Origin of the sequence: Klebsiella sp. HN106 (assembly GCF_051209435.1) — a bacterium.
GTDB lineage: Bacteria > Pseudomonadota > Gammaproteobacteria > Enterobacterales > Enterobacteriaceae > Klebsiella > Klebsiella oxytoca.
In genome coordinates this window covers 1-16,287 of the sequence record NZ_JBLURD010000024.1, presented here as the reverse complement: position 1 = coordinate 16,287, position 16,287 = coordinate 1, and the positions used below count along the sequence as shown (strand labels likewise).

General features: G+C 43.5%; 18 protein-coding genes. 7 read left to right on the top strand and 11 right to left on the bottom strand.

Annotated elements, in window-relative coordinates:
- Nucleotides 1-57: 57 nt before the first annotated feature.
- Nucleotides 58-405 carry a hypothetical protein gene (locus ACSIPU_RS28415; RefSeq protein WP_121343843.1) on the bottom strand — a complete coding sequence of 116 codons (348 nt, stop codon included), beginning with the start codon at nt 403-405 and terminating at the stop codon, nt 58-60.
- A 370-nt stretch (nt 406-775) separates the two neighbouring features.
- On the opposite strand from ACSIPU_RS28415, the gene ACSIPU_RS28410 reads away from it, so the two are divergent.
- Nucleotides 776-1,585, top strand: a complete 810-nt coding sequence (locus ACSIPU_RS28410; protein ID WP_000031378.1) for a DsbA family protein — start codon at nt 776-778, stop codon at nt 1,583-1,585.
- Between the two features lie 45 nt (nt 1,586-1,630).
- Here ACSIPU_RS28410 and umuC read toward each other — a convergent pair whose 3' ends face one another.
- Complete coding sequence (gene umuC / locus ACSIPU_RS28405) at nt 1,631-2,884, bottom strand: translesion error-prone DNA polymerase V subunit UmuC (RefSeq protein WP_001371894.1); 1,254 nt, start codon at nt 2,882-2,884, stop codon at nt 1,631-1,633.
- Entirely contained in the window at nt 2,874-3,308 is a 435-nt protein-coding gene (umuD, locus tag ACSIPU_RS28400) for a translesion error-prone DNA polymerase V autoproteolytic subunit (protein WP_000111290.1), read from the bottom strand. The genes umuC and umuD overlap by 11 nt, the downstream gene beginning before the upstream one ends.
- A gap of 193 nt (nt 3,309-3,501) precedes the next feature.
- On the opposite strand from umuD, the gene ACSIPU_RS28395 reads away from it, so the two are divergent.
- The 5 genes from ACSIPU_RS28395 (at nt 3,502) to ACSIPU_RS28375 (ending at nt 9,322) form a co-directional block, all read left to right on the top strand.
- The gene (locus ACSIPU_RS28395) at nt 3,502-4,110 is read left to right on the top strand and encodes a hypothetical protein (RefSeq protein WP_000926374.1); all 609 of its coding nucleotides are present in this window, start codon (nt 3,502-3,504) and stop codon (nt 4,108-4,110) included.
- 153 nt (nt 4,111-4,263) lie between these two features.
- Nucleotides 4,264-4,617 (top strand): hypothetical protein, encoded by a 354-nt coding sequence (locus ACSIPU_RS28390; protein ID WP_000769182.1) that lies wholly within the window; start codon nt 4,264-4,266, stop codon nt 4,615-4,617.
- Nucleotides 4,618-4,839: 222 nt separating this feature from the next.
- Nucleotides 4,840-8,175: a hypothetical protein gene (locus tag ACSIPU_RS28385; protein WP_045899838.1), complete on the top strand. Its 3,336-nt coding sequence runs from the start codon at nt 4,840-4,842 to the stop codon at nt 8,173-8,175.
- A gap of 66 nt (nt 8,176-8,241) precedes the next feature.
- Nucleotides 8,242-8,628, top strand: a complete 387-nt coding sequence (locus tag ACSIPU_RS28380; protein ID WP_000367710.1) for a hypothetical protein — start codon at nt 8,242-8,244, stop codon at nt 8,626-8,628.
- 166 nt (nt 8,629-8,794) lie between these two features.
- Nucleotides 8,795-9,322 (top strand): hypothetical protein, encoded by a 528-nt coding sequence (locus ACSIPU_RS28375; RefSeq protein WP_001027749.1) that lies wholly within the window; start codon nt 8,795-8,797, stop codon nt 9,320-9,322.
- A gap of 50 nt (nt 9,323-9,372) precedes the next feature.
- Here the strand turns inward: ACSIPU_RS28375 and ACSIPU_RS28370 are convergent, their stop codons facing one another.
- The 4 genes from ACSIPU_RS28370 to ACSIPU_RS28355 form a co-directional block, all read right to left on the bottom strand.
- Complete coding sequence (locus ACSIPU_RS28370; RefSeq protein WP_001447793.1) at nt 9,373-9,780, bottom strand: hypothetical protein; 408 nt, start codon at nt 9,778-9,780, stop codon at nt 9,373-9,375.
- Between the two features lie 457 nt (nt 9,781-10,237).
- A complete protein-coding gene (locus ACSIPU_RS28365; RefSeq protein ID WP_000285959.1) occupies nt 10,238-10,909 on the bottom strand; it encodes a S1 family peptidase in 672 nt (223 codons plus the stop codon).
- 44 nt (nt 10,910-10,953) lie between these two features.
- On the bottom strand, nt 10,954-11,259 hold the full coding sequence (locus ACSIPU_RS28360) for a hypothetical protein (protein WP_001100610.1): 306 nt from the start codon (nt 11,257-11,259) through the stop codon (nt 10,954-10,956).
- A 22-nt stretch (nt 11,260-11,281) separates the two neighbouring features.
- The gene (locus ACSIPU_RS28355; RefSeq protein WP_000785965.1) at nt 11,282-11,599 is read right to left on the bottom strand and encodes a hypothetical protein; all 318 of its coding nucleotides are present in this window, start codon (nt 11,597-11,599) and stop codon (nt 11,282-11,284) included.
- Between the two features lie 191 nt (nt 11,600-11,790).
- Between ACSIPU_RS28355 and ACSIPU_RS28350 the strand changes: the two genes are divergently transcribed.
- Complete coding sequence (locus ACSIPU_RS28350) at nt 11,791-13,194, top strand: ISNCY family transposase (protein WP_004113090.1); 1,404 nt, start codon at nt 11,791-11,793, stop codon at nt 13,192-13,194.
- A 30-nt stretch (nt 13,195-13,224) separates the two neighbouring features.
- Here ACSIPU_RS28350 and ACSIPU_RS28345 read toward each other — a convergent pair whose 3' ends face one another.
- The 4 genes from ACSIPU_RS28345 to ACSIPU_RS28330 form a co-directional block, all read right to left on the bottom strand.
- Nucleotides 13,225-14,142, bottom strand: a complete 918-nt coding sequence (locus tag ACSIPU_RS28345; RefSeq protein WP_158003452.1) for an S-4TM family putative pore-forming effector — start codon at nt 14,140-14,142, stop codon at nt 13,225-13,227.
- Nucleotides 14,143-14,145: 3 nt separating this feature from the next.
- On the bottom strand, nt 14,146-15,144 hold the full coding sequence (locus ACSIPU_RS28340) for a hypothetical protein (RefSeq protein ID WP_001610306.1): 999 nt from the start codon (nt 15,142-15,144) through the stop codon (nt 14,146-14,148).
- Nucleotides 15,145-15,370: 226 nt separating this feature from the next.
- Nucleotides 15,371-15,646 carry a hypothetical protein gene (locus ACSIPU_RS28335; protein WP_000864986.1) on the bottom strand — a complete coding sequence of 92 codons (276 nt, stop codon included), beginning with the start codon at nt 15,644-15,646 and terminating at the stop codon, nt 15,371-15,373.
- Between the two features lie 140 nt (nt 15,647-15,786).
- Nucleotides 15,787-15,984 carry a hypothetical protein gene (locus tag ACSIPU_RS28330; protein ID WP_001371914.1) on the bottom strand — a complete coding sequence of 66 codons (198 nt, stop codon included), beginning with the start codon at nt 15,982-15,984 and terminating at the stop codon, nt 15,787-15,789.
- Nucleotides 15,985-16,287: the final 303 nt, after the last annotated feature.

Genomic DNA, 16,287 nt, shown 5'->3' with positions numbered 1-16,287 from the left:
ACGTTAATGTGCGTGTCCAAAAGTCACTTTTGAACATTCTCTTCCCGCCGTCTGCTTTCAGTTCCAGGGGATCACTGCAACATAATTTCCGGAACGCAGCGGCGCATCAAATTTATCAGTAAAGGCGTCGATCATTGCTGAATAAGCAATGCTGTCTGACGGCACAGGTGCATTGCTTTGCATACTCACTTTCAGAACCTGCTTTGCTCCTTTCGCTGACGGGTATACCTCGACATCCAGCTGTCGCATATAGTGCATCTGCGACATCGTCTCAGTGCCTATTACCCCATCGACTGGCTTGTAGTCATAGTCAGTATGCAATTCGCCATGCTTGTCAGTTCTCGTTGTCTTTTTATCTACAACGTAGCCTGTCACCCCAGTAAGAAGCTGCTCGCTATACTGCATGTTCTCCTGTGAGCTGCTGATTCGGAACCTGAGCACATAATCTGGCTGGTGAGTGGAAATAATGACTCCTTTTTTTGCTAATCCATCAGCAAAACGGCCTGAAAACATTCTGGACTGAATACTTTCGTCCGGAGGGACTATCTGAAACCTTTTATTTGTAACAGGACGAGGCATTAGATCGTACGCATCTACCTGGTTTGCGAAATGATATCCGCATCCACTCAAAAGCATTGCGGTTGTGAGTATAAAGCCCTGCCTAATCATCCTTTAATCTCCAAAAAGCATTGTTTCACGAATAATTCCGATTTACCGGGCCAGTATAATCCATCGCAGGTTAATAACTAACAGGCTGAAAAGCATAAAGGTAGCTATGTCTAAAGAATTTTATTTAAAACCGATGGCCACGATTTTAATTTCTGCGGTTATTGCTACCGCTGCCTCGGCGTTAATCACGGCAACTTATTTTAAACCGAAGGTGCTCAGTGAGGAAGAAATTGGCAAAATTGCCGCTACTTACCTGGTAAAAAATCCCCATTATTTAGTGGAAGCAGGTAAGGCGCTGGAAAATCAGAACGTGAGTGCCTCAGTGGAACGAATAATTCCATATGCGCCAGCTCTGCTGGATACCAAGGAGACGCCAAACATCGGCCCTGATGACGCCGACGTCGCGGTAATCGAGTTCTTCGACTATCAGTGTATTTACTGCATGCGGGTTACACCTGTTGTTGAATCGGTAATGAATCAGAGCAAAGATGTAAAATTCTTCTTTAAAGAATTCCCGATTTTTGCCGGTTCAAAACCTGTATCTGCCATGGGGGCCGCTACGGGTCTGCACGTCTATCAGAATTTCGGTGCTGAAGCCTATCGTAAGTACCACAACAACCTGATGGCTGTGGCTCATACCTTCATGACCTCTCAACGCAAATTCGAACTCACTGACTTTAATACTGTGGTGGAAAAGTCAGGGTTTAACAGCACGTTTTCTGACAGGGAAAAAAACCGGTATGAAAACGTGATCTCCGGCAATATGCAGCTGGGCGAAGCGCTCGGGATCACCGGCACACCCGGTTTCATCATTATGAATATGAAAAAGCCGAATGCGGCGACTACCACATTTATCCCCGGGGCTATGGACGCAGCAACTTTGCAGGGCGCAATCGAAAAAGCTCGCGGGGCCTAAAGTTACTTTCACATTTGATGAGTACGGCCATGCCGGTCATGGCCGCTACGCTTTTACAACGAGTAATTCATCCCAGCGGGTCGTATATCTCGGTGATAGCATGGCCTGCTTCATACGAAAATCCTGTTGAATGCCTTCCCCCAGTAAAAACAGAGCTCCGCGCTTTTCTTTATTGAACCGGTCCATAACTTTCATCAGTGCCTGACTGCCAGGCCTGGCCGGGCGAGTATCAAACAGGCTGAGTTGCTCTGTGCCGTCAGTCATAGCGGAGAGCATTACCCCTGCTTTCGCATACGCTATCCCGGGTCTGTAAATGCGGTTCAGGATGGTCATGGCTGCATCAACCAGATCGCGGGTGTCCTGTGTAGCGGTAAGCGGCTCGATACCACAATTGCTGTAGCGGTTTTCACCTTGCGCATAATTGCTACTCTGAATGAAGACTGTGATTTGACGGGTCCACGAGCCATCCTTGCGCAGCTGCTCTGCCGCCCGGGCGGTAAAAAATGAAACTGCCTCATGTAGCTTGCCTATCTCATTAAGGCGCTGACCAAAACTTCTGGAAACGATAATCTGTTGCCTGACAGGAGGAGACTCGTGCAGCCGGAAACATGGTTCGCCATGCAGTTCCCGCCAGGTACGCTCGATTTCAACGCCAAAGCTTTTACGTAAAAAGCGAACGTCGCTATTATAAAAATCACCGGCAGTGATGATCCCGAAAGCCGACAGGCGTTCACTAATCTTTCGACCAATACCCCATATTTCTCTGGTACTGATCAGGCTCAGGAGCTTCCTGATCCTGGCCTGATCAGTCAAAACTACAACCCCGCCTGTAGCTGCCCATCGTTTGCTCGCATAGGTGCATAATTTAGCGAGGGTTTTGGTGCTTGAACAACCCACACCACAGGTAAGGGACAGATTATGAAGAAGTGTACTTCTGATCAACCGGCCGTAATCTTCATAATCTATTATCTTGTTCATGTTTTTCAATAACATGAAATTTTCATCTATGCTATATCGACTCGATTGAGGCGCGAAGCTTTCCAGCGTTTCATGGAAGCGATTTGAGTAGTCTTCATACAAAGTAAAGTTAGAGCTCCGGACTTCGATCCGGTGTTGCTGAATCAAATCCCTGCACTTAAAAATTGGGGTCCCACGCTTAATACCAACGCTTTTAGCCAGTTTATTCATTGCAATGACGGACGAATCGTTATTGCTGGCTATGATGAGCGGCTTTTTTGACAGCTTGGGATCCATCGCACACTCAAATGCCGCATAGGCTCCGTTAATATCAACGTGCATGTACATGGCTGAACTGATTCAGTGCAAAGGTGACGACGCCCCATATCTCAAGGGATTCAGGATTTACACGTATCGGCTTATAGGCTGGATTAGAAGGCATCAAAAGCAGCTCAGGATACGTGTGTAAGATCTTTACCGTAAACTCTCCATCCACCAGCGCAACGACGATAGAGCCGTGTCGTGCTGTTAAAGACCGATCCACAACCAGTATTGCTCCATCATTGATACCGGCATTGATCATACTGAGGCCCGCCGCCCTGACAAAGAAGGTTGAGGGGCGGTTGCGGACTACATATTCATGCAAATTTAATTCATTATCTTCATGCCCGGCGCACGGACTCATCACTCCACAGCTTAGTAAATCACTGAAAAAAGGTGCCATTTCGTAAGGCTTGTTGCTAATGTGCTCAAGGATAACAGACATAGCTACACTCGAATTCTTGTACTGTATGTATAAACAGTATTGCGAGTTGAAGAGAAAAGATCAAATCTCTCCGGTAACGCTATCAAGCCTGACGAAAAATTAAGCTTTATCATAAACATCAAAAACCATCTTTTACCGATAATGGCGAGCTGGCCTACGAAGAAGGTATACAAGCTAGGATGAAAGGATTCTGATGCTCCTCCCACCAAATTTTTTATCTCCTGAAGACCAGGCTGAGTACGATGCTTATATGGCAAGGTTCAGCGAGGTAAATCACTATTATGAGCATTGCACTGTCCCCGTGATTGACTGGTTTTTTAAACAAGCAACCGAGGCGCTGCATCATGGTCTATGGTTACCGGCCTGTACGAGCTTTCTGAATGGGATCGAAACATCACTCAGGGTTACGCTGAAGTTGAAATCAACTGTTAACGTTCAGCAGTCAGTTCCTGTACTGGTGGACTTAGATGGTACGTCAGTAATGAGTAACGCTTTAATGCGAAAGGCTAAGCAGGAAGGGATGCCGATAGAATTACTGTCATTTCCAGCCGAGAAGAATATGTTGGCAAAGATAGACGCTGGTAAAAAACCTGAAGCAGATATCGTCAGGCTTAGAAATAGTCTATGCCATGGCAACATTCTGGAGTTCATTATGAGTGTTAAAGTCGGTTCTCCAGATCCCATACGAATTTTTACTCCTGGTAACTGCTGTGGTTTAGCGCTTTTACTTTCGGCCTTATCGAAGAAATGGACGGTAGGCTTGCATCAATACTGGATCGACAACAATCTGACGTCCTGCTGAAACCTCATAAATCATGCCTACTAAAGTCACGTGCAAAAAAACGTTGTAGCATGATATGTTTAAAGTCAAAACAGTGGGTTCTATGTTTTGACGGCAAACATGATATAACTAATACTTCATAAGTAGATATCAATAGTCATAATGGAGTGAACTATGAAATTAAAAAATATTCTGCTGTGTGCGATGATGTCAGTCGCTTTTGGCTCCTCTGCTAATACTACACATAAAGTTGAAAACGAACCTATCCCAAACATTATTCTTGATGGTAAGGTTGATGATATTTGTAAAGATGCAAGCATCCGAACTGAACTTAATCATGATAAAGCAAAGGAACTGGTAACCACCAACCTGAAGCAGGCATTACCATTAAATACGGTACCGGATAAGTTGGATGAAGTTGCAGAAGCCTTTGTAAACCGCGACAAAGGCGCTTCAGAAACAGCAGACCATTGCCTTGTTAATGTACGTAATAAATACTGGGAAATGTATCCCTCTGAAGATAAGTAGCATTTATTATTAAAGGCTTCACTTAAGAAGCCTTTTTTAACCCTTTGCGAAACCTGCTTTAAAAGCAATGCGCTATTCATATCTAAGAATCTATTTAATTAATGAATAATAGTGGACGGATTCATTTCTAGTGAATGCCTAAGTTGGTGTTTTTTGAGTTATTAGACGGTAAGTGCAATCTGGTATGATTCACCTAACATACGAATCTGGAAGGAAAGGTATATGGGTGACCTGGTCAGCAAAAATAACATTGACCGTTTAGAGCGATTTCATTCTTTGCTGGCGGGTCAGTACTGGACGTCCACTGACAGCATCCCTGAAGAGGGTATTGTGGCAGGGGATACGCTGCTCATTACGTCTTTGCGTTACGTTGAAGATAAGCTGCACACAGTGATTCTACGCGCCCATCCCCGCGTTTACGGTCAGACTGTAGCTATTGTCACTGAAGACAGCAGCGGCAACCGTAGGGAACGTGGCAAAGAAATGCGAGAGCATCGCTTCCTGGTTAAGGATTTTCTGTCCAGTTTTGTATTTGAACCCGACCATAAGGTAATCCGGGATGCTGAACTCAGACAAGCTCAGGAAGAAGTGAATAGCCTACAGGCATCGCTTACAGCCCTCGTGAGCGATGCTCAGGGGCTCCGTGACCTTGCGATTGAGCAATTAGGTACAGATGACCGTGAAAACCCTGTGACGGGCCTTAGCGTTGCGTTAGTGCCCCCACAAGAGCAGCAGGCGGTAACCTCACTGGCGATTGGATCAGTTCAAAATGCTCTGTCCTCTGGTATTTCAGATACCCGCATTGAACAAATCAGAGAAGCGGCCTTAAAAGAAGGGCAGATCAGCACAGCCATCAGCAAAATCATCACACAACGAACGCAGGCAATCGCTAATGCCAGCAAAAGAATGCTGCCCTATTTCGAGGAAGTTGCAGCGGCAAGTCTGGCCACTACAGAAGAAGCCATGGAATATGTGAAGAAAATCCACGATGGCGTTGGCAGTCTGGAACTGTATACCGGCAAAGACGTTGAGGTAGTGAATATCGTGAAGGGTGAATCCGCTCCATCACACCTCCCGCTCCAGGTCGTTCAGGCAAAGCTGATGGTGGATGAAGAGCTGGCCGTATGGTGCGATCTCGATAGCTGGTTCGACTTCTCTGATATGGAAAAATTTCATGAAACTTTACGAACCAGCCCCGGGCTGGTGGAGCAGATTTTTCCGTCCGAACGTTCCATCGTATGTATGGCCACAACACGACGTTATATCGATTACCGCGATCCCTGGGAAAATCATGTCCGCAATGACAGGAACCGGGTTGTATTCCTTCTGGTCCGGGACGGTCAAAATATTCATCAGGTTTACTCTTCGGTAGAAAGCCATCTTGGGGCTTCGCAGCTATTCCCTTCCGCCAGCGAACAGGAAGCACATTTCCAGGGGATTGATGGCAGCACCATAAAGTTTGAGGACGTCAGTTATACCGACCGACTGAAGCAGCATGATCTTATGGCACTTCACTACCGTCGTTTCCTGATCCTTATCTGCGGCCTCGATCACCGGCTCAAACTATTTGGTGATTTCTATGATACCAATACCCCTTACAGTTTTCTGAGCCTTGAGTTCCAGGAACGGTACTTCCAATTTCTGCACGACAAAGACGGTTCTGGCCTTTTGGGTATGGCTGAGACACGGCCGTCTCTGCAAAGTTATCTTGAACAGGCAAACTCATGCCTTCAGTCCGGATCCCGGGTAATGTGCAACTGGGATTCGTTGATGAACCCAGTGACAGCACCAGGAGCAGTTCAGGAAGACAACAGCTACTCTGGCTATAAATGGCTTGGGAGAACCCATAAAAACTATGAGCCGGTTATTGCATTCCGTCAGGGAGACGATATCTGTGTCAACGCAACAGTAAACAGATACTCAACGGATCGAGATTTCAATTGTAAGGTGAATTTGTCTTTATTTAAGGAGTCCAGCAGGAATGATGCTGAACTGGGTTTCCTGTGCATGGATACCATTAAAGCGGAGGAGCTCGAATGGTACATTCACAGACGTAAATTCAGGTCTAATCACCTGTTTTACATTCGCTTCTTCAAGATGGCTTTAAATTATATTCGTGCCGAGCGTGAGGCAGAAGAACCTTACCGGCAGATGCTGAGCCAGGCTCTGGCCGATGGAAATATTGGCCAGCCTAATCTGAGATCAGAGTTGATAGATCGATGCATTGTAGCCTGGCGAGCTGATAACAGGGGGGCGACGCTGGAAGCTGCCATGAGTACAGAGAAGGGCTCCAAAGAGCTCCTGAACCAGCTCTATATGCTCGCTGATGTGGGGCTCAAACATCTTCCCGGGGTTCGTAATTTTATTAGCAGCAAAGGCTATGAGCTGGTCAGGTTATCGGTAAATGCTTCAGGGAAACTTGTTGCATATGCCGCACCAGCAAATTTTGAATGCGACAACCGGATGGAAGGGCATGCCTGGGTTCATCGAATGGTACTTGCTACATCCCGAAATGGCTTAAACGTCACTCATCAACGTTTTGCGAAAATGAAACACTTCTTACCAGCTGAAAACACCCTGTTCGAAGATGAACAGCTGGTGGCCACATGGTCGGGCAAAAAGACTGCTTTCAAAAGCTTCGAAGAGAAGCAGCGTTATTTTGATACATGCTCCCGTGGCGCTCAGGCTCTTAAGCAGTTTTTAAAGCTGAACGATCCGGTGATTTACACCAATCTGCTTGGCCAGTGGATTGAGGCCTATGAAAGTATCAATGAAACCAGTGAGTACGTACAGCAAGTAAGCCTAATGGCTCCTGTTGCGGTCAAGAGCGAAAAAGGTAAAGCCAGCCTCATCTATATTGGCACTAAAGACCTGGCCGACTGGTTTTATCAGAAAGCGCCGACACCCGAGTTGCAGGCGCTGTTCCTTGAGGAATACCTGTCCAAATTTGAAAATAAAGAGGTCAATAAAGAAAAGCTACTTTCACGCAGAAATACCGCTCTGTCTCTCAGTTTTTACACCATGGACAACGGGGAAGTACCAGATGAAATCCTCGTCACCAAATCAGTTGATAATGCCAGACGGTGGTATTCAGGAATGTTCACAAGCATGCCAACGATGTTAAATGACCAGTGGTCCTGCCATGTTGCGCATTTTTCCCGTAACGGAAAACTCTATTTGACGCCTGATCTGGTCACTGATGAAGGGGAACCTGGTTTTGATGAAATACTCGGGTATCCGCGCCCGGAGGGGCTGGTACCGGTAACCGTGTGTGAGTTTGAAATTGACCACTTTAACCGACGTGGCATTGATGCGAATGGTGATAAGGTGAATATTACACAGTGGGTCGATATTTATCAGGGTGAGCGTGAGGTTACGGAACTGCTGGGGCCTATTTCTGAAGAAGGGGTGAACATCAAAACCTACAGGATGGACACTCTTGAGCAGGCGATGAAAAACATCTCCCGGGGCTCGACGCGCCTCAGACCGTCAACGGAGAATAGCGAGTGGCAACAGCCAGCAGAAGGTGTGAGCCGCTATGTACTTCGGTCATGGTAAAACGCGGGGGCAGGTGCCATCAAAACATCAAACAAAAAGCCATTAGTAGCGTCCTCTGGTTTACCCATGGACATGGTAATACGGGAAAAACCATATCAACTTATGGTCGCTTTGATTGCTTTATATACGGCCATCCCTGTTGTTACAATAGTAATTTTATCTGGTCAGCAATCGCATAAGTTGGAACTAATTGCTGTGCATTTCAGTACAATTATCACGATGGTGTTTGTTTTGCGTCGAAAGATGGGGAAACGTTGGCTGGATTTATTTGAAGAAAAATTAGCCATTTATAAACCTAATGATAAACTCGCGCTTAGCGAATTACACGAAAGCATACGTGAGAAAAATGGGCTAGACTTGCAGGATTTACAAGATTGGTACTGGAAAGAGAAGATGACATATGAGTATCACAAAGAACGTAAAACAACTATAAGCTATCAAAAATTCAAGTAGCATTTTAAAATGACAGGGGAGGGCTATTGTGATTTATTAAGTCGGCAAGGTTATTAGGTAGGGGTGTTCAATATGATAAATTCTTCGAGTGAGGTTATTTCAAGAGTTGTTCTGGGCCTTTGAGATAGCTAATTATCATTACAGACTTTATCGAAAGGTATGAATTATGAACATTACCGACAAAGAACTTAGCTCAAATACAGTGAGACAGTATGGATGGAACTTAGGAGAGTTCAATCACTCAACGCCTTTTACATCTCATTTTATTTATATCACCGACTATCATAAAGATAATACATGGATGATTTCACTTTCGCAGGAGGATTTTAATACAACCAAAATTTTAACATCGTTAAGTCTAGATGCCTGTGTATCCATGCTCGGAAAGATACTAAAAAAAATGTCTAACAAAAACGGTATCTCACAAACGGAAGAATCTGAATTCGCATTTCTTTTAACAAACTATATTAAACAGACTTTGACTTTTAGAGAATGGCAACGCAATGCTGACGGAAATCAACGACTGCACTTTCTTATTAATATCTACGGTGCAAAAGAAGACGGTGGCGAAGTGGTTTTAAGACCATTTATTGTAAATCCTGATGAATTAATGCTTACTCCAGCGGATGTCGTTGAATTTAATTCGCAGGTTATCAACGTTGATCGGCAGCGTCATCCTGAGTGGTTCCGTTAACTGGTCACAAGGGTTAAGAGCCTGAAAGGCTGCGATAGTGTATACGCAGCCTATTCTGTATAGCCGTCGCGTAATAATTGTTCTAAATGACTATCGACCGTTTCCTGATCACCAGGAATATATCGTGGCCATCCTGTTATATCGTTGACGCGTTTCACTAAGTATGGATGAAACCCAAACTGCTCGGAAGTGATGTCAATATAATATTGCACTTCTTCGAAGTTCAATTCACACCAATAATGGCCAAAGCCACCACTCTCTGTAAATATACCGCCATCATCTGCACCGTTACCCCCACGAACAACAGCATCTAGACCTTTAGTTTTTGCTAAATAACATACAAGATAGCTTGCAAAAAGGCATGTGCCTTTCGTCTTCTTTGTGCCGCACTCCGTCAAAACTGAAAGTAGCTTTTCATGCGCCACTCGTGCAATGCCTGATACCAATTCCGGGGACATGTCTGCTCCAATGAAATTATTAGATCGACTTAAACAGGTAATATGTAATTAGGCATTACGATAAGTCGTGCCCTATTGGTTGGTACATCGTAAGAAAAGTAACTTTTCTAATCCCAGCCTGCACTCCGGGAATGATTCTAACCTGAATAAATCACGGGGGCAGTGCTGGATACTTGTCAACTGTATTTGGATTCACAGGCTAACTATTTTTATACAGTTTAAGTGAATAAAACTTACTTAAAGCAGCGAACCACGCCGAAAGTGTAATGAGGAATACCGCCAATTCATCAGAACCATTTTTGATAGCACTGAGTAGAGCGATTAGTCCAAGGAACACCGAAAGAAAGACTAGTATTGCGGGTAAAAGTTTATACATGATAGACGTTCCTTTTAAAGGTTCAGATAGGTAGACCAACGCAGATAACGTCGGAATTGCCTGTTGTAAGATTACGCTCATTTAATTATTTTTATAACCTATGAATCCGCGTATAATTTCATTTGTAGTAATCTTCGTAATATATATCTGATAGACATTGATCTTTTTAATGTCTTGTTGACTCACAACACCATATAAGCAACTCTTAGATTGGTTTAACACAGCGCTTCCACTAACTCCATTTTGATAAAAAGCAGTCAAACCATCAGAACCAACTATTCCTTTATAATAGTAGGTTGAGTCGGGGGAAGCATACGTATTTGAAAGCGTATTATACATTCCCGATAGAACCCAAACAGACTCACCTGGAGCTAGAACATTATCACATACTGGAAGCTTCCAATTAGGTGGGGCTTTGACAATAGTATTTTTTTCTACTTTTAAAAGAGCGAGGTCCCGGTTCTTAGGATCATCAATATTGATAACTGTTGCTGGTTGGCTCCCATTCCTTGTTATTATACTTAGACTATAATCCTTGCTTGCATCAAGCCATAAATGTGAAGCTGTAAGAATATGTTGTTCATCGATCCAAGTACCTGAGCCGGAGATTGTCTTATTTCCAGACTTGATTTGAATTTTTACAGCTGAGTCCGAAAGCTCAAAATCATTGTGGTGCATACTTTGTTTATGAGGATTATCGGTGGAACAAGCAGAAATCAGTAAGGCTGAAAGAGCTAAAACCTTTCTATACATAGTCAGTTTCCTTCGAATAAGGCGAGTTTGGTTTCTAGAATATTTTATCCAGCGAGGAATTCTTCTAACGTGCTATCTTGGTACTGGGGATATATCTGCTTCATCATGCCAAAAGCAGCAACCGCTACGCTTTCTAAGTCGGAATAGAATTTAGGCTCCGTATTAAGATCATCACCATTCTTCAGAACGCCCTCGAAGCAGCTATAATCATTTCCGAACTCTTGAACAATAATCCAGCGCCCATCACGGAAACCTACGAGCATAACCGCTGAATTAGGATAGTCGCCAGCAGGCGTTAGCCAATCAAAGTGATAGTGCTTTATCGTATCATATTTCAGATGTACATTCATTATTCCTCCGTTGGCGATTACATTATTTGAGTTTTTTCATGGACTCTAAAGAAGCGAGGTAGGAATTATAGCGATCACCAAATTTTTCTTTCGCACGCTTAACGCGCATTTTCTCCGCGAGCTCAGTCTTGTTTTCTGCCTGGTAGGTCCTATTATTTTGCGTCTTTACTTCGGCCCCTGGGCCTGCTGCGTACGTTTTGTTTTTCTCGCTAATACACGCTCGGCATTTACTCTTGAGGCCAAACTTGCCCTTGAGCTCTTTTCCAAACTGTTCAAAGGGTTTAACTTGCTGACATGATTTGCATTTTTTAAAGCCCGGGGGGAGGTAGGTGTCAGCCATGAGCTGCTCCAGTAGGTATTGATTATAGGTGATTTTAACTTAAAGACGACGTCACTTTCAAATAAATCGACTACTTAACGCGGATCTTACATAATCCTCGTTATGCGCACTTAAGTTGTAACAGCAAAGTTGTAATGTCCGCTCTGGGCTAAGTTAAGATGTCCGGCGTGTATAATCAAGTAAGGATTACCATGACGGCTCTCGCAGCGGAGTTTTTCACTTTGGATGAAGTTAACCGACTCAAGATCATTCAGGACGTCATCGACCGGCGTCTGACAACAAAAATGGCAGCTCAGCGGCTTGGTATCTCCGACCGTCAGTGCCGCCGCCTGCTTGCGCGTTATCGTGAAGATGGTCCGCTTGGCATGACCAGCCGCCGTCGTGGTAAATCCAGCAACAATCAGCTGCCTCAGGGACTGGCCGCATACGCGCTGAGTATTATTCGAGAACGCTATAACGATTTCGGCCCGACGCTGGCCTGTGAAAAGCTGTCTGAGATTCATGGCGTACATCTTTCTAAAGAAACTGTGCGTAAGCTGATGACTCAGGCCAGTCTGTGGGTCCCACGTAAGCAACGTGCGCCAAAAATTCAGCAGCCTCGTTACCGTCGTGCCTGTGCCGGTGAACTCATACAAATCGACGGCTGTGATCATCACTGGTTTGAAAACCGGGGACCTAAGTGTACGGTACTGGTTTACGTAGACGATGCAACCAGTCGTTTAATGCAGCTTCGTTTCGTGAAATCTGAGTCTACTTTCACCTATTTTGAAGCGACCCGTGGTTATATCGAAAAACATGGTAAACCGCTTGCACTGTACAGCGACAAAGCCAGTGTATTCAGGATCAACAATAAAAATGCAACCGGCGGCGACGGCGATACACAGTTTGGCCGTGCGATGCACGAACTGAACATTCAGACCATCTGTGCAGAAACCAGCGCAGCAAAAGGTCGTGTTGAACGGGCGCATCAGACCCTTCAGGACAGACTGGTCAAGGAACTCAGGCTTCAGGGCATCAGCACCATGGAAGCTGCAAACGCATTTGCCGAAGAGTTCATGAACGATTACAACCGACGTTTCTCAAAAGCGCCTCGCCAGGAGTTCGATGTTCACCGGGAAATGGATGTCGATGATGATCTTGATATGGTGTTTACTTGGCGTGAAGCCCGCCGCGTGTCAAAATCACTCACGGTGCAGTACGACAAAGTGCTTTATCTCATTGAAGACAGCGAATTCAGTCGTCGGGCAATTGGTAAATATATTGATGTTTGGCATTACCCTGACGGACATAAAGAGCTCCGACTTAATGGCATATCACTTCCCTACTCCACCTATGACAAACTGTCAGAAATCGATCAGGGTGCCATTGTGGACAATAAACGTCTTGGCCGTGCGCTGGAAATGGCGCAACTGGTGCAGGCCGAACGGGATAATAACCGGTCACAATCAGTGCCATCCGGTGACGGCCCTTCACGCAGGCGCAAAGCCCCCACGACGAAGAAATCACAGCGTTCACTCGATGAGGACGATATGTTCAATGCACTGGTAAAACTTCAGTCACGATCTGAAGAAATATTTGGTAAGAAACAGATATGAAAACCCGGAGGATAACTCCGGGTATATTAACTATCGGGGTAAAATTTTCAAGTTCTCTTCAAAATAATCATCATAAATAGCCTCATTATTCTTCCGCATGAATCTGTGGAGACAATTGGGCACAGGATTCGAGGTCGATCGATGGGCATAAACCTCATCCTGAATCGATCTTAAATCATGAGATAAGATGTCATCGTTTATAATGCCACTTATCTTTATATTCTGTATTTTTTTCTCAATAAAATCTTTAACACGCATAATTCGATTAATAGATTTGTTGTTTTCAACGTATAACATTATCACATGTCTAAAAAACGGGAGCATGAAAACAATATAAAACAAAAAATCTTCCAGCGAGGATTTAGACCATAAACCATATGCTAGAAGTACCAAAAAGGAAAGTAACATAGTGATAAAATATATTTTGCTCATTACATCGCGCTGTGCCTTATCCCAGCCAAAATTTTTCGCATGGCATAATAATGCCAATACGTTTTCATTAGCATCGTAATCTTTATTTAGATACCAGTTAATAAATTCATCATTTTTGTTTCTTTTTTTGTAATACCTTGAAGCCTTAAAGACATTTTCTCTGCCAACCGGCTTCCCTACTTTTAATTCACTCCATGGAATGTGTAAGACATCACAGTCAAACATTTCCTGAATAGTGGCTGCACATTTTTTCATTGAGGAAATCATTGTGGAAAAAATAATTGTGATGACCAACACGATTATACCGTAATAACCGAGATAAGGAGCTATAGTCAAATGAGGGAATAGCCCCATTTTCTTTATCACTGTAGTAAATATTACAATAGCGACAGATATTACGACACTAAGAAAAAACACTACCCAGTTAACAAATTTAACCTGTGAGTAAGTCCGCCTCATTGCCATTAGTAACTCAATGTTTTTACTATCATTTTGGCGCAAAAATATTTGACTCATTTTTCATCCGTATGATGGGAAGTTGACACCAAAAACATCCTGCCATTTGTTAATGGACGCTCTGTGGTTATTTTGACTTTCGTAATTACGGGCTTCCGTTGCTTTTCCTTGGTCAAGATAACAGCGGATAGATATCTTTAATTTATCATCATCACTAAGGTTGTTTATGTTTCCTTGTATGCCTTTGTGATCGTACACTGGACTAAATATAGCAGAGGCTAAGTAACCTAAAACATTGACAATCTCTAAATCGACCCATTGATAACATTCTGATCGACCGTTGAAGTAGTTAAGTAGCATTGTCTCTAACAAGTAACTACTCATTGAAGGCATGGTCGGACGTTTTTGCCAATATTTTATTACACGAATGACATTTAACATGTTTCCTGAGAGCTTAACATTAAGATCAGTAACTTTTTGCTTGTCAATTCGTGGATCTGTCTTCTTCCAATGACCATTCCCATCTGGTATTAAATAATATGTCTTGCCAAATGAATCTGGAGTAGTAATGAATGCAGGAACTATATCAAAATTCCAGTCATAGGATTTTAGCTTCAGAGTAGCTGCTTCCTGATTTCTTTTTACATCAGCCTTATCATACTGCGGAATTTGATTTAGGCTTGAGATAAAACTGTTTATTATTTTTCTAGAGTTAATAAAATTTGTGCCATCATGCTTATAGTATTTTAAGCGAACGGTTCCTTCACGCGCAGTGATTATTATTTTTCCATCACTCTCGCTGTATACACAATCATCACCATCGAGACCAAACATAAGATCTATATCATCTAAAGGGCGGATTTTTGTGCGTCTAGCAAAAGAACCAAAACCTGTATGTATATCAGGGTATATTATGGGGAAATAAACATCATTATTTGGAAATGTGTTCATTCTGCCCAATAACCAATCTCTACTGGCTCTAGCTCGATCAGTCTGAGAGCTATCTAGATTTACAATATTGCGCTGAAACTCGTTAAACGCAGCAGTCACCGTAAGAGCCATAGCATCCCTCTTCTAACAGCTAAAATCTAATTTTACCATTAGGTTATAGGCTGTCTCCACATGAATTTACTTCTGCAATCTACTGAGTGTTGGAGGACATTTGAACTTTGCCCTGCCCCGGACATCTGAACTTAGCTTTGACATAAGTTATTGATTCATATATGGTTATTTTTTAACATTTACGTTTCACGTACTGATAGATTGCCTTTGAAGCCAACGCTGACCGTCATTCATCTTGATCAGGAATTTGGGCATCTTCTAAAAACACCTTTGTACGGTAATCATCTTTCCAGCCTAACCAAACTGAATCTTCACCACCGGAAGAAACAACTTTACGGTTTCCTGTGAGATTATCAGCCTGTTCTAAGCATATTGACTGCATATCAATGAGCAAATCAGCTTCTGCGACTTCCGTGCCGCCGATCGTTTCATAGCCGGAAATCAGAACAATTGCCTCAGGGTCTCTTTCGTTCAGCATGGCGATCAACTCTTTCACTTTCATTTTAAGATACCAGTAGTTTATTTGTGTGCATTGCTGATGGATTTTATAGTGCTGCCGACCTTTTTCAAGGTGCTTCCGTTGCTTCCAACGATCATGCTAACGACCTTGTTGTCTGACCTGGTATTGCCGTGGTCATCCTTTTAGAGAAATGCTCCAAAGATCAACATGGCGGCATAGGTTTTCCAGCTTGACCAATCAATCGTGGAACCAAGCAACAGATAGAATGCCAGGGCTACCAGCCCCAGCTTTACTACTAGCGCGATTATTATGGTGAAGATAGACTCATCGCGTTCGCCTTTAAGTATTTTATACCGCGTAATTAAACTGTCGTTTTTCATGTAGCATCCGTTATAGTTATTAAAGTCCTGCATTAGAAGTTGTTATTTGCCGAAGTTACCTTGTATGAGTTAACTGTGGATCCAAAAATACAAAATATAAGCTGTGCCAATTGAAAGGATTAGAAAAGCACAGTTACTAATAAAATCTACTAATGCTTGTAGCTTCTTTATTCTCACAATTGCTGGACCGTGTTCAGTAGAGGTACTACTCAGCCCTTTTGTTCTGGCACTCTCTGCTTTTCTGAAAAAATTGTAATGCAATCCTGACCGCAAGCAAAACCATGCCAAACCAGTCGTTATTAC

Excerpts from the sequence above, each read along its gene's own strand:
- ACSIPU_RS28415 (WP_121343843.1), bottom strand. The coding sequence starts at position 405 with ATGCAGTATAGCGAGCAGCTTCTTACTGGGGTGACAGGCTACGTTGTA.
- ACSIPU_RS28410 (WP_000031378.1), top strand. The coding sequence starts at position 776 with ATGTCTAAAGAATTTTATTTAAAACCGATGGCCACGATTTTAATTTCT.
- umuC (WP_001371894.1), bottom strand. The coding sequence starts at position 2,884 with ATGCACGTTGATATTAACGGAGCCTATGCGGCATTTGAGTGTGCGATG.
- umuD (WP_000111290.1), bottom strand. The coding sequence starts at position 3,308 with ATGTCTGTTATCCTTGAGCACATTAGCAACAAGCCTTACGAAATGGCA.
- ACSIPU_RS28395 (WP_000926374.1), top strand. The coding sequence starts at position 3,502 with ATGCTCCTCCCACCAAATTTTTTATCTCCTGAAGACCAGGCTGAGTAC.
- ACSIPU_RS28390 (WP_000769182.1), top strand. The coding sequence starts at position 4,264 with ATGAAATTAAAAAATATTCTGCTGTGTGCGATGATGTCAGTCGCTTTT.
- ACSIPU_RS28385 (WP_045899838.1), top strand. The coding sequence starts at position 4,840 with ATGGGTGACCTGGTCAGCAAAAATAACATTGACCGTTTAGAGCGATTT.
- ACSIPU_RS28380 (WP_000367710.1), top strand. The coding sequence starts at position 8,242 with ATGGACATGGTAATACGGGAAAAACCATATCAACTTATGGTCGCTTTG.
- ACSIPU_RS28375 (WP_001027749.1), top strand. The coding sequence starts at position 8,795 with ATGAACATTACCGACAAAGAACTTAGCTCAAATACAGTGAGACAGTAT.
- ACSIPU_RS28370 (WP_001447793.1), bottom strand. The coding sequence starts at position 9,780 with ATGTCCCCGGAATTGGTATCAGGCATTGCACGAGTGGCGCATGAAAAG.
- ACSIPU_RS28365 (WP_000285959.1), bottom strand. The coding sequence starts at position 10,909 with ATGTATAGAAAGGTTTTAGCTCTTTCAGCCTTACTGATTTCTGCTTGT.
- ACSIPU_RS28360 (WP_001100610.1), bottom strand. The coding sequence starts at position 11,259 with ATGAATGTACATCTGAAATATGATACGATAAAGCACTATCACTTTGAT.
- ACSIPU_RS28355 (WP_000785965.1), bottom strand. The coding sequence starts at position 11,599 with ATGGCTGACACCTACCTCCCCCCGGGCTTTAAAAAATGCAAATCATGT.
- ACSIPU_RS28350 (WP_004113090.1), top strand. The coding sequence starts at position 11,791 with ATGACGGCTCTCGCAGCGGAGTTTTTCACTTTGGATGAAGTTAACCGA.
- ACSIPU_RS28345 (WP_158003452.1), bottom strand. The coding sequence starts at position 14,142 with ATGAGTCAAATATTTTTGCGCCAAAATGATAGTAAAAACATTGAGTTA.
- ACSIPU_RS28340 (WP_001610306.1), bottom strand. The coding sequence starts at position 15,144 with ATGGCTCTTACGGTGACTGCTGCGTTTAACGAGTTTCAGCGCAATATT.
- ACSIPU_RS28335 (WP_000864986.1), bottom strand. The coding sequence starts at position 15,646 with ATGAAAGTGAAAGAGTTGATCGCCATGCTGAACGAAAGAGACCCTGAG.
- ACSIPU_RS28330 (WP_001371914.1), bottom strand. The coding sequence starts at position 15,984 with ATGAAAAACGACAGTTTAATTACGCGGTATAAAATACTTAAAGGCGAA.